This is a genomic window from Rhizobium sp. WYCCWR 11128, from assembly GCF_013416305.1.
GTDB lineage: Bacteria > Pseudomonadota > Alphaproteobacteria > Rhizobiales > Rhizobiaceae > Rhizobium > Rhizobium indicum.
Window position 1 is genome coordinate 23,015 of sequence record NZ_JACCEZ010000008.1, and the last position, 12,437, is coordinate 35,451.

The window sequence follows — 12,437 nt, forward strand, 5'->3', positions numbered from 1 at the left end:
TTCTTTGTTAGCGTCGACGAATGCGCCCGCGTCGTGGTGTTCAGGGGTCTACGCTTGCACATCGTTCTTCCTTCCAGCTCCAACACGTTTCAGCAATCCTGGATCGCTTCGGGAAGAATTCTGTTTCTTATTGCCGTTAGCGGGCTTGGAGCGATCGGACTTGTCGTGCTTTCGGCGCTCTGGGCAGGAACCGAGAGCGACGCTGCAGCCCTTGATCGACAGCGCCAGCTTGTGAATGCCCGCCTGCGCGAACAGGTCGATCAAGTCGCGCATGTTATCGGCCAGTTCGGCAATGGTTACCTCGCACGTGTCTATCCTGCCGCCCTGCCGACCGAAGGCTCCTCCAGCCTCGATGCCGTTTTGACGGCGGCAGCCGGGAGTGCGATCAGCCAGACGGCGATGTCTGCGTTCGGCTACGATCAGGCCTTTGTCGTCGACGAAAAGGCTCAACTGCTCATGCTGGCGGACGCCCAAACGGAGAAGCGGTACCGCTGGATGAAGCCTCTCTTTTTGCCTCTCCTTAAGGATGCCCGCTTTGGCGTCAGGCGAAGCACGGCTTTGAACGAACGAACGCCATCCTCAATGGAAGCCCGCCTTGCCAACGCCGCGCGTTCCAACCGTGCTCTGGCCAATCTGATGCGGTTGGAGGGCCGGCCGACCATCGTGGGCGTCGTCGCCATTAACGAGACTGGCGGGGGACAGCAGCAGCCGATGCGGCAATTCTTGATCGTCGTGCGCTTTATCGATGGTGCGGCGCTGGACGAATTGAGCCGGGAGCAGGGCCTCAACGGCGCGCGCTTCGCGCGCACGGCCGATGCAGACGAAAACGAGGTTGCGTTCCAGATCGACGCCACGGCAAACGGCGAACCGATCGGCTTCATCGTATGGCGGCCCGATCTTCCAGGTTCGAGGGTGATCGGCCGATTGATGCCGGCGCTTTCGATTGCCGCCTTGGTGATCGCGATCCTGTTCTCGGTCTTGCTGGTGCGCCTGCGAAGCAGTCTCGGCGAGCTGAAGAGAAGCGAGCTGCATGCAAGGCAGCTTGCCTTGCATGATGTGCTGACCGATCTTCCCAACCGCGCTTTGTTCGCGATGAGGTTCGACGAGTGCCTTGCCGAGACGCAGAATTCGACAGAACGCTCGGCAGTCGCGCTTCTCGACCTCGACCGCTTCAAAGCGGTGAACGACACGTTCGGCCATGCCGCCGGCGATGAACTCATCAGGATGGCTGCGGAGCGGATCCGCTCCCAGCTTCGTCCGGGCGACACGCTTGCCCGGCTCGGAGGGGACGAATTCGCCCTGCTTCTCCGGGACATCAAAGATCATGACCATGTTTTGCCGGCAATATGCGAAGCGATCGTTGCCGAACTCGGCAAACCCTTCCCGCTTTTGAGGGGCGAGGCGGTCGCGCGCGTCGGCGGCTCGATCGGCGTGACAGTCGTGCCGGATGCCGGGCGGAATGCCGATGACATCATGCGCTACGCCGACGTCGCGCTGTACGAGGCAAAGATGGGGGGCAGGGGCCAGTGGCGTCTCTATTCACCGTCCATGGATGGCGGCAGAAATGCGCGCGACATTCTCAAGAACGAATTGCGGGAAGTTCTGGCCAAAGACACGGCCTCATCCGCCGACGGTCCGCAATCCGATCCGATTGTGAACAGGCCGGACTTCGGATCGCTCGAGGTCTATTACCAAACGGTGCATCGCGCTGAGGCAGGATACGCGGCGTCGGGCGCGGAGGCCTTGGTGCGCTGGCGTCACAGCCAGCGCGGGCTCTTGACGCCTGCCAGCTTCATCCCTGTCGCCGAGGAGGGCGGCCTCATCGACGCTCTCGGTTTCTGGGTCTTGCGCGAAGCCTGCAGAGCCGCCTGCAAATGGCCGGAAGACACATTCGTTGCGGTCAATGTGTCTCCCGCCCAGTTGAGAAGACCAAATTTCGCCGAGGAAGTCTTCGCCGTGCTTGAGGAGAGCGGCCTGCAGCCGTCCCGGCTTGAGCTCGAGCTCACCGAGTCCTCGCTCATCGAAGACAACTCGGACGTTTATACGGTGCTGAAGTCGCTGCGCAGCCGGGGTGTTCAGGTTTCGCTGGATGATTTCGGAACCGGCTTTTCATGCCTCAGCCATCTGGTGCGCTTCGATATCGACCGCATCAAGATCGATCGTTCGTTCGTCTCACAGCTCGGCACCAAAGCCAACGGGGCGGCAATCATCGGTGCCATCGTCGCGCTCAGCCGCAACCTCGGTATCTCGACGACGGCTGAAGGGGTCGAAACCGAATATCAACGCGACTTTCTGGCCGCCCTCGGCTGCACCGACCTCCAAGGCTACTTCTTCTCCAAACCCGTTCCTCTTGGCGACCTTGACAGTTTCCGGAAAGTTGAGAGTGCCACTGGGTTACTCACGACCGCCCGAGGCGCCGTCGCGTGAGAGGCTTCGGATCTTCCGTAGGTTAGAGGAACTTTCGCCCCGCGTCGCGGTTGACGCCCGAAGACCGGATGGAGGATCTGATGGGCGAGGTTGGGGAGTGGCGGCACCTTTGCGTCGACATGCAGCGGATGTTTGCCGAAGACACGCCGTGGCACGTTCCCTGGATGGCACGGATCTCTCCCCAGATCGAAGAGCTGGCCGGGCGGCATCCGTCCCGAACGATCTTTACCCGCTTCCTGCCACCCGAGCGTGCGGATGACATGCCGGGGAAATGGCGGGATTATTACCGGAAATGGTGGATGATGACGGGCGAACATCTGCCGCGCGGCCTCATCGATCTCTCTTCATCGCTGGCATCGCTGGTTCCGCCGGCAAGGCATTTCGACAAACGCACCTATTCCCCTTGGATCGACGGCCGCCTTCATCCGATCCTTCAGTCGGAGCGGGTCGATACGCTTGTGATAACGGGCGGTGAAACGGATGTCTGCGTGCTTGCCACGACGCTCGGCGCGATCGATCTCGCCTATCGTGTCATCGTCCTAAGAGACGCCGTGTGCAGCGGCGCCGACGATACGCATGACGCGTCACTGGAACTTCTGCACGATCGGTTTTCCGTGCAGCTCGAACTCATGGAAACCGAGGAATTTTTGAGGGGCGTTGGTTAGAGCCTGGTGTGGCGATGCAGCCTTCGCAGCAATACTGCTCATCGCCACGAATGACATGGAGATGACCGAGAGGTCGGCCTTAGCGTTTGCCGATCGATGGACTAAACACCATGAGGCTCAGAATCTCAAAGAGCACCTGTGCAGCGGCGTGCGCCGTGTTGGTCGTTGCGTCATATTGCGGGGCAACTTCGACGACATCACCACCGACCAGGTTTATCCCTTTCAGCCCGCGTATCAGTTCAAGGACTTCACGCGTGGTCAATCCACCGACCTCGGGCGTGCCCGTGCCGGGCGCAAAGCTCGGATCGAGGCTGTCGACATCGAAGGAAAGATAGGTCGGGCCGTCGCCGACGATGGATTTTGCCTTGGTAATGACGGCAGGAATCCCCATTCCGCTGATGTCCTCTGCGTGGATCACGGTCATTCCCGAGGCATAGGAGAATTCCCACAAATATTCCGCCGAACCACGGATGCCAATCTGGATCGTCCGTGTCGGATCGAGCACGCCATCCAGCACCGCATTACGGAACGGCCCGCCGTGATGAAACTTCGTCTGATCGAAAGCGCCGCTCGTATCGCAATGGGCATCAATATGAATGAGGCCGACCGGTTGCTGCCGACCGATGGCCTTCAAAATCGGGTGGCTGATGGAATGATCGCCTCCGACGGAAAGCGGGGCAACGCCGGCATCGACGATCTGGCCGATGCGCTTTTCGATATCGTCATGGCTGAGTTCCAGCCGGTAACGGCTTTGGAACTGGATATCGCCGATATCGGCGACCCGAAGATCGAAGACCGGCGCCGTGGCGAGAACGTGATTGTAGGGGCCGATCCTTTCGATGGCGCGAAGTGCTCTCGGTCCGAAACGCGAGCCTGGACGATTGGTGACGCCAAGATCCATGGGGATCCCGGTAATCGCAACCTGGAGATTGCCGAAGTCCGGATCATCGGCTGCGACCTGCATGTAGGGTGCGCTGAGGAATGTCGGCACTCCGGCATAGGGCGCCAGTCTCGTGCCGCTCTTGGAGATGATCTTCTCCGCCACTTTCCGAAACTTCTCATCGAATATCTCGCCGCCATTGGCGTCTGCAAATTCTGCGCGCAGCTGTTCGAGCCGCGTTTTGTCCCACACCATGCGCCGTGTCTCCGCTTCAGGTCCGTCTCGCCAGACAAAGAGGTTGAGAAAGCAATTGGTATCGTTGTAGCAATCGGTATCAAAGAGAAATCGACATGATCGCTGCAAAACCCAATACCCTCGTTGCCCGCCTCTCTGCTCCCCCCATTCCTTCCGTCGTCGCCTGGAGCCGCGAATATAAAGGAGAAAAAGGACCGCTCATCGACCTCTCGCAAGCCGTTCCCGGCTATCCCGCGCATCCGGAGATGCTTCGGCTTCTTGCCGAGGCGGCCGGACAACAGGCGATGACGGGATACGGGCCGATCGAGGGCGAACCTCTGTTGCGCAAGATCTACGCGGCTCACGTTGCCGAGCTTTACGGCGCCGACCTTTCCGCCGGCAATATCCACATTACCGCCGGCTGCAATCAGGCCTTCATGTGTGCAGCGATCGCGCTTGCGGGCGCCGGCGATACGGTCGCGCTCACCAATCCCTTCTATTTCAATCACGACACGACGCTGTCGATGCTGGGGATCGGGCGCCGGTTGGTCGATTGCGACCCCGCCGGCGACTTTCTTCCCGATCCGGGTTCAGCCGAGGCTGCCCTTGCCGCCGGCGCGAGGATGCTTGCCGTCGTCACACCCAACAATCCCACCGGGGCCGTGTATCCGCCGAGCCTGCTGCATGAGCTTTTTGTGCTCTGCCGGAAATATGGCGCCTGGCTGATCCTCGATGAAACCTATCGCGATTTCCTCGGCGAGGATTACGGACGGCCGCACGCACTCCTCTCAGAGCCGGGCTGGGAAGACACGCTCGTTCTTCTCTACAGCTTCTCGAAATCCTTCTGCATTCCCGGTCACAGGCTGGGTGCAATCACGGCAGGGCCTAAACTCATCGCCGAGATCGCCAAGGTGATGGACAATATGCAGATCTGCGCACCGCGTGCGGCGCAGGTCGCCGTTGCATCGGCGATCCCGGCGCTCGCCGATTGGCGGGCCGGCAATCAGCTGGAGATTGCTCGCCGGGCGGACGCTTTGAGGTTGGTCTTTTCCGGGCTGCCGGATTGGGAGATCGCAGCGATCGGCGCCTATTTCGCCTTTGTCCGCCATCCTCACGCTGATCGATCGTCTTCCGACGTTGCCGAAAAACTCGCCAGGGAATCCGGCATCGTTTGCCTACCCGGCGCCTATTTCGGGGAAGGACAGGAGCGCTACCTCAGACTTGCCTTTGCCAATGCTGATGTCGCCTCGATTGGGCTATTGTCCGAGCGCCTTTGCTAGACCGTTTTGATCAACCTCCGCCGGAAGTTCATGATAGCCGCCGCGCCAGTAGAGCAGCGGACCTATGCCCTGCCGGATTTCAATCGCGCAGATATGTCCGACCAAAATGGCATGGGAATTGTAGTAGAATGCGGTTTCGAGCTTGCAGTCTAGGACCGTCAGGGCATTTTCAAGGGCGGCCGCGCCGGTCTTGAGGCGATACCACCCCGCATTGCCGTAGCGTTCGGCGCCCTTTCGTCCGTCAAGACCGGCAAAGGATTGCGCCACCTGTTGCTGGTCGGCGGCGAGCACGTTGACGCAGAAGCAGCCGTACCGCTGCAGCGCCGGCCATGAGGAAGACGCTCGGTTGACGCTGACGATGACGGAAGGCAACTCCGCCGAAAGCGAGGAGACCGACGTCGCCGTGAAGCCGGTGCGGTGTTGCCCATCGCCGACCGTAATCACGCTGACGGCACCCGCCAGATGACGCATCGAAAGCTTGAAGTCCGCTTCGCTGATCAAAGCCTCGGCACTCATCGGGCTGGTTCTTTCGTTTTGGCAAAGCGGTTTACCGGCATTGAAAGACCCAGGTTTTCGCGCAAGGTCTTGCCCTCGTATTCCTCGCGGAACAGACCGCGGCGCCGAAGCTCGGGCAGGACAAGCCGCACGAAGTCGTCGAGACTGAACGGCAAGGTGGGGAACATCAGGATGAAGCCGTCGGCGGCGCGCGTCTCGAACCATTCCTCCATGAAGTCGGCAATCTGGGCCGGCGTGCCCGTCATGCCATTTCCGGTATGCTTCTCGGCATAGTGCCGGATCAGCTCGCCGACGGTGCGGCCGCTTCTGACGAAATCGACCAGCTCGTCGAACAGGGCGCGTGATCCCTTGGGCGCCGCCGGCAGCCGATCCATGGGGAAAGGCTTGTCTAGTGCGACGTCGCGCAGGTCCGCCTCGAGGAATTCGGAAAGCATCAACCGGCCGACATCCGGATGCATCTTGTCGATCAGATAATCCACCTTCGCCTTTGCCTCGGCTTCGGTTTCACCGACGTTGATCACGATGCCCGGCATGATTTTCAGGTCGTCCGGATCGCGCCCATGGGCCGGCATCCGCCGCTTGACGTTTTCGTAAAAGGCCCGGTTCCGGTCGATATTCGATGCGAGGCTGAAGACGATCTCCGCCGTGCGTGCCGCCATGTCCATTCCGGGTTCCGAACCGCCCGCCTGGGCGATGACAGGCCGGCCCTGGGGCGTCCGCGCGATGTTGAGCGGCCCGCGAACCTGGAAGTGTTTGCCTTTGTGATTGAGCGTGTGGTGCTTGTCCTTGTCATAGTAGACGCCGTTTTCACGGTCGAGAAGTAGTGCGCCTTCCTCGAAGCTGTCCCAGAGGCCGAACACGACATCGACGAATTCGTTGCCGCGTTCGTAACGCAGCGCATGCGGGTCGAGCCCCTCGCGATTGAAGTTGTAGCCGGTTTCGTCGTGGTCTGACGTGACGACGTTCCAGCAGACGCGGCCGTTGCTCAGATGGTCGATCGAGGCGAACAGGCGCGCGACATTGTATGGCTCGTAATAACTCGTCGAGACCGTCGCCACGAGACCGAGATCGTTGGTGGTGACCGCGAGAGCCGAAAGCAGCGAGAGGGGTTCGAAGCGGTTCATCTTGGTCGGGATGCGGGCAAGCGCTTTCGGATCGCCGATGGCAGCGGCAGGAGAATCCGCCATGAACATGAAATCGAATTTGGCCGCCTCGGATCGTTTGGCAACATCGAGCAGATGAGCGAAGTCGTTGGCGCCGTTGACGTCGCTTGCCGGATGCAGCCAGGAGGCAGGATGAAAGCCGAACGTATAGACGAAAGTCCCGAGTTTCATCTTGTCAGTTCGCGCCATCGAGCTCTCCTGCTATGTCAGCCACGCCGCCAACGGTGGAGGGCGACTGCGCAAATTATCGCCAGGCGCAAATTTTCATCAATATCGCGCAGCTAGGTTCCGTTTTAGTTTTTCTAAAGTATCGGCTTAGGCGCGGACGCCAGGGCCTGCTGACGGGATATAGCGACGAGCCAATCGCGGAATTCGCGCCCGTGGGGCTTCTGCAAGGCCGCCCGATCCCAGGCGAGAAAATAGCTTTCGCGCAGTGCAATGCGCAGGTCGACGGGAATGACGAGCGTTTGCGCCTCGAGCTCATCCGATATCATCGACATTTGTGCGAGCACGACGCCGCGCTTGTTAACGGCCGCGTCAATAGCACTGCTCGACAGGGTGAAGGAAAGGCCTGGCGTTGACGCGTCGAAGGAGACACCGGCCTTGGCGGCAAACTCCGCCCAGCTGGGGTAGGGGGTGAAGTGCCGTTCCCACTCGACATGGAGGAGGGGCTGTTCGAAGAGATCGCGAACCGCATGCGCGCGATCCTGCATCAGCGCCGGCGAACAGGCAGGCACCACCCAATCGCGAAACAGTTCGGTATAATGTTCGTGCTGCAGCACGTCCGACCCGTAGCTCACGCGGAAATCGATATCGTCGAAGCCGATGCGGGGCTCTCTGTCGCGTCCGATGATCCTCACCTGCACGTCGGGATGAAGCGCCTGCCAGTCGAAGATGCGCCTGCCGATCCATTTGTTGACGACAGAGGAAAGCGCACTGAGAACCAATGCTGTCTCATTGCGCGCCTTTTCCAGCAATTGCCCGGCGAGCGCGAATTGCTCAAATCCCTTCGATATCTCCTGGTGGTAGAGCCGGCCCCAGGCAGTCAGCTCGACGGTTCGTCCGCTACGCTCGAGAAGCGAAACGCCAAGGAAGCTTTCGATTTTGTGAACCTGCTGGCTGATTGCTCCCGGCGAAACGTTGAGTTCCAGTGCCGCGGCCGTCACGCCGCCGCAGCGCCCCACCGCCTCGAAGGCCTGCAAGCCCTTCAGCGGGATCGTCTTGAAGCGCTCATCGGTCACTTGCGGAGCCTCTCGTGATTGGCGTCGAACTCAATTTGCTGCCGGATGAAACGTCCCCGCAAACTGGAACCGGTCGCCTGGATGGGTAAACTCGACATATGTCACCGTGCGGCCGTTCTGCCAGGTCTGGCGGATGAGGCTAAGGCAGGCCTCGCCCCTCTCCGTCTGCAGGATTCGGGCCGTCACGGTATCGGCCGAGACGGCACGAATGACATGTTTGGCTTTGGACCAGGGCACCTGCTCAAGCAGCCATTTGCCGGGCGGAATTGAAGCAAAGCTCTCCTCTCTCGCCCGTGGCACAGCATCGAGCATAATGATCCGCCGCTCGATGGCATTCGGTCTGCCGTCGACGATATGCAGGCATTGAAGCCTGAGGACCTCTGCGTCGGCCGGTTCCGACAGCTGCTGCGCCTCCGCCTCTCCAAGGCGCTCGATCTTGCGGGCGAGGATTTCGAAGCGGTGTTCGTGCCCGGCCAGTTCCGCTTCGGTGCTGATATCTTGAATATCCATCACCGTGCGGTCGATCTGGGGCGATGCGACAAACGAACCGGTCTTGCGCCGCCTGACGATCATGCCGCGTTCGGCCAGCGCCGACAGCGCCTTGCTGACCGTCATGCGCGAACACCGATATTCGGCCACCAGCTCGTGCTCGACGGGAATGCGGTCGCCGGGCCGCCAGGCGCCGCTGATGATCTTCGTCTCGATATCCGTGAAAATGCGCTGATAAATCGACACCAAGCCCGTACCTCATCCGGCGTCAACGACCATGAATCCGCAACGGTCATGCCAGCGAGACCGACGCCATCCGGCACAAATTTTGCGTTCCTCGTCTTTTACATTGACACTCTAGGCCAGCCTATATCTATTTGTATAGTCAAAAGCGGAGCACAGAAGTCCGCGCAGAGGAAATCGAAGTCGGGAACCAAAACTCCTCCGCCGGGGGAATAAAAACTGGAGAGATGATCATGAAGGCACATTCACTGCTGAAGGGTCTGGTCGGCGCTGCGTTCCTGTTCGGAGCAGCGGTTTCCGCCCATGCAGCCGACACGCTGGCAGCCGTCAAGGCAGCCGGCACCCTCAAGGTTGGCACCGAAACGGCTTTCGCACCGTTCGACTATATCGATGCCGGTGAACACACCGGCTTGAACGTCGACCTCTTTGCCGAGATTGGTAAGGAGCTCGGCGTCAAGATCGAGTGGGTAGCCCTTCCCTGGGATGGCGTCTTCCCGGCGCTCGAGGCCGGCAAATTCGATGTCGTCGCAGGCCCTGCAACGATCACCAAGAAGCGCTTGGAGCGCTATCGCTTCACGCCGCCGATCGCCGAAGCGACGATTGCGATCCTGAAGAAGGCCGGCGATACGACGATCAGCAAGCCGGAAGATATTGCCGGCAAGAAGATCGGCGTCGGCAAGGCAACTGCTCAGCTCGACCAGCTGAAGGAATTCTCCGACACGCTGCCGACCAAGGTCGACGTGCGCGAATATCCGGCCTTTACCGAATCCTACGCCGATCTCGCAGCCGGGCGCATTGCCGGCGTTGCCAACTCGCTGCCGAATATCGCTTTCGTCGCCAGCCAGCGAAAGGGCACGTTCGAAGTCGTCCTGCCGCCATTCGGCAAGAAGTCCTATTTCGGCTTCATCGGTCTCAAGGATGCCGATCACGCCCCGCTGATGGATGCGATCGATGCCGCGATGCTCAAGATCAAGGCAGATGGACGTATGGCTGAGCTGCAGAAGAAGTGGTTCGGTGCATCTTTTGATACGCCTGATGCTGTCAAGGACCCGGCATTCTGATTAGCTGCCGGTGAAACGAACGCGCCCCGCCATCGGTCGGGGCGCAATCTGCCGTGGCAGAGTTCACGGCCGCAGCGCCCAGGCAAACACCGCCCATGTCCATCAAGCTTTTCGAACTGCTTCTGCAAGCCGCGATCTACACGGTGACGATCAGCGTGGTTTCTATCCTGATCGGCTTTGCGATCGCCATCGTCGTTTCCGCCATGCTGCTGTCGCGGCAACGGCTCCTCGCGCTGCAGGCGCGGATTTTCATCAGCTTCTTTCGCGGCGTGCCGCTGCTGGTGCAACTGCTGCTGATCTATAACCTGCTGCCGGCGATCGGCATCAACGTGCCGAGCATCGTTGCGGCCATCATTGGTCTTTCGCTGTGTACGGCAGCCTATCAGGCTGAAAATCTGCGCGGCGGTTTTTCCAGCGTTCCCGCAGGCCTTGTCGAGTCTGCCGAAATGGTCGGCATGACACCCGTTCAGATCTTCCGCCGTATCAAGGCGCCGATCGCCCTGCGCCTGACCTTTCCGGCGCTCGTCAACGAAGCGATCCTTATCCTGAAGGCGTCTTCGCTGGTCTCGGTCGTCGGGGTCATCGAGTTGACGCGCATGGCCCAGGACCTTGCCGGCAGCACCTTCCTGCCGCTCGAGATTTTCGCTTCCGCCGGGCTGATCTATCTCGTCATCAATTGGATCGTTGCCCTTGCGGGCGGCCTGATCGAACGCTCCCTGCCAGGAGTGCCGCGATGACCTTCGACATCAATGTGATCTTCAGCAACTTGCCGGAAATCCTCAGCGGTGCATGGGTCACCATCGTCATCTGGATCATCACCACCCCGGCCGCTGCCGTGCTCGGCTTCCTTGTCGCCGTCGCCAGACGTTTTGGCGGCGTCATGCTGGACAAGGCGTTCGGCCTTGTCATCGCGGTGCTCCGCGGCACGCCGTTCCTGATTCAGATATTCCTCGTCTACTACGGCGGGCCATTCGTCGGATTATCACTCGATCCGATCCCGGCAGGCGTCGTCGGCCTTTCCATCTACGGCGCGGCTTATTTCAGTGAGATATTCCGCTCGGGCTTTGCCGCCGTCCCAAAGGGACATATCGAGGCCGGGATATGCGTTGGCCTGACACAAGGGCAGATCATCCGACGCATATTGCTGCCGGAGATGACCATGCTGGTCTTGCCGCCTTCGGTCAACATGACGATCATCCTGATGAAGGAGACGGCCGTGCTGTCCATCATTACCGTGCCGGAATTGACGGCGACGCTGAGCGCCATCGGCTCGCAGCAATATGCTTTCGTCGAAGCGCTCTTCGTGCTCGCGCTGTTCTACTGGGCCTTGGTCGAAATCACCGGTTGGCTCGGTCATCTCGCCGAAACGAAACTCACCAGATTCAGGTTTTTCAACATATGAGCGTTCCTGCGATCGCAGTCAAAAATCTCGTCAAGACCTTCGGCGGCTCCACCGTGCTGCACGGCATCGACCTCGATATCGTTCAGGGGCAGGTTTCCTGCGTCATCGGCCCGTCGGGTTCCGGCAAAAGTACGCTACTGCGCTGCATGGCCTTTCTCGAGGAATCGACCAAGGGGACGATCACCGTCAACGGCGAGGTGCTTGGCTTTGCGGAAAACGCCAAGGGCATCCGTGAGCGAGTGCCGGCCGCAGTGAACCGGCAAATTCGATCGCAGATCGGCATGGTTTTTCAGCAGTTCAATCTCTGGCCGCATATGACGGCGCTCGGCAATGTCAGCGAAGCGCTGAAGACCGTTCACAAGATGAGCCGTAGGGATGCCGAGGAGCGGGCAATGGCCCAGCTCGTCAAGGTCGGCCTCGAGGGCAGGGCAGGGCACTATCCGTCGCAGCTCTCGGGAGGGCAGCAGCAGCGCGTTGCCATCGCCCGGGCGCTTGCTCTCAACCCGAAGATCATGCTCTTTGACGAGCCGACTTCGTCACTCGATCCTGAGCTAACCGGCGAAGTGCTGAACGTCATGCGCGATCTCGCCGCCGAGGGCATGACGATGGTCGTCGTCTCCCACGAGATCGGATTTGCCGCAACGGTCGGCCAGCAGATCGTCTTTCTCGATCACGGCAAGGTGCTGTTCACCGGCCCGCCGCAGGACGTCTTCAAACGACCGAGAAACCCCCGGCTCGAGCAATTTCTGGATACCTATATCGATCGTGGAGCCTCGATGCTGCTGTGAAGCTCATGTCCTTCCGGATCGTCGGGCCGATCTCCAAGGCGGGTGCCG

General features: G+C 60.3%; 12 protein-coding genes. 7 read left to right on the forward strand and 5 right to left on the reverse strand.

Annotated features, from left to right (window positions below; translation table 11 throughout):
* Positions 1–33 precede the first annotated feature (33 nt).
* The gene (locus tag HX898_RS22790; RefSeq protein ID WP_171600068.1) at positions 34–2,427 is read left to right on the forward strand and encodes an EAL domain-containing protein; all 2,394 of its coding nucleotides are present in this window, start codon (positions 34–36) and stop codon (positions 2,425–2,427) included.
* A gap of 80 nt (positions 2,428–2,507) precedes the next feature.
* Positions 2,508–3,092, forward strand: coding sequence for a cysteine hydrolase (locus tag HX898_RS22795; RefSeq protein ID WP_171600069.1), 585 nt, complete (start codon positions 2,508–2,510; stop codon positions 3,090–3,092).
* Positions 3,093–3,171: 79 nt separating this feature from the next.
* Here HX898_RS22795 and speB read toward each other — a convergent pair whose 3' ends face one another.
* The gene (speB, locus tag HX898_RS22800; protein WP_180195817.1) at positions 3,172–4,227 is read right to left on the reverse strand and encodes an agmatinase; all 1,056 of its coding nucleotides are present in this window, start codon (positions 4,225–4,227) and stop codon (positions 3,172–3,174) included.
* A gap of 95 nt (positions 4,228–4,322) precedes the next feature.
* Here speB and HX898_RS22805 point away from each other — a divergent pair, with 95 nt between their 5' ends.
* Complete coding sequence (locus HX898_RS22805) at positions 4,323–5,486, forward strand: aminotransferase (RefSeq protein ID WP_180195818.1); 1,164 nt, start codon at positions 4,323–4,325, stop codon at positions 5,484–5,486.
* On the opposite strand, the gene HX898_RS22810 is transcribed toward HX898_RS22805, so the two are convergent.
* The 4 genes from HX898_RS22810 to hutC form a co-directional block, all read right to left on the reverse strand.
* The gene (locus HX898_RS22810) at positions 5,463–6,002 is read right to left on the reverse strand and encodes a flavin reductase family protein (protein ID WP_180195819.1); all 540 of its coding nucleotides are present in this window, start codon (positions 6,000–6,002) and stop codon (positions 5,463–5,465) included. The genes HX898_RS22805 and HX898_RS22810 overlap by 24 nt on opposite strands.
* A complete protein-coding gene (locus HX898_RS22815; RefSeq protein WP_180195820.1) occupies positions 5,999–7,354 on the reverse strand; it encodes an LLM class flavin-dependent oxidoreductase in 1,356 nt (451 codons plus the stop codon). Before HX898_RS22815 ends, HX898_RS22810 begins: the two co-directional genes overlap by 4 nt.
* Before the next feature lie 113 nt (positions 7,355–7,467).
* A complete protein-coding gene (locus HX898_RS22820) occupies positions 7,468–8,406 on the reverse strand; it encodes a LysR family transcriptional regulator (RefSeq protein ID WP_171600074.1) in 939 nt (312 codons plus the stop codon).
* 30 nt (positions 8,407–8,436) lie between these two features.
* Positions 8,437–9,144 (reverse strand): histidine utilization repressor, encoded by a 708-nt coding sequence (gene hutC / locus HX898_RS22825; RefSeq protein ID WP_180195821.1) that lies wholly within the window; start codon positions 9,142–9,144, stop codon positions 8,437–8,439.
* Positions 9,145–9,371: 227 nt separating this feature from the next.
* Between hutC and HX898_RS22830 the strand changes: the two genes are divergently transcribed.
* The 4 genes from HX898_RS22830 to HX898_RS22845 all read left to right on the forward strand — a co-directional run bounded on the left by HX898_RS22830 (position 9,372) and on the right by HX898_RS22845 (position 12,389).
* The gene (locus HX898_RS22830; RefSeq protein WP_168290779.1) at positions 9,372–10,199 is read left to right on the forward strand and encodes a transporter substrate-binding domain-containing protein; all 828 of its coding nucleotides are present in this window, start codon (positions 9,372–9,374) and stop codon (positions 10,197–10,199) included.
* A gap of 95 nt (positions 10,200–10,294) precedes the next feature.
* Entirely contained in the window at positions 10,295–10,936 is a 642-nt protein-coding gene (locus HX898_RS22835) for an amino acid ABC transporter permease (protein WP_062944045.1), read from the forward strand.
* On the forward strand, positions 10,933–11,601 hold the full coding sequence (locus HX898_RS22840) for an amino acid ABC transporter permease (RefSeq protein WP_180195822.1): 669 nt from the start codon (positions 10,933–10,935) through the stop codon (positions 11,599–11,601). Before HX898_RS22835 ends, HX898_RS22840 begins: the two co-directional genes overlap by 4 nt.
* Positions 11,598–12,389, forward strand: coding sequence for an amino acid ABC transporter ATP-binding protein (locus HX898_RS22845; RefSeq protein WP_138334657.1), 792 nt, complete (start codon positions 11,598–11,600; stop codon positions 12,387–12,389). Before HX898_RS22840 ends, HX898_RS22845 begins: the two co-directional genes overlap by 4 nt.
* Positions 12,390–12,437: the final 48 nt, after the last annotated feature.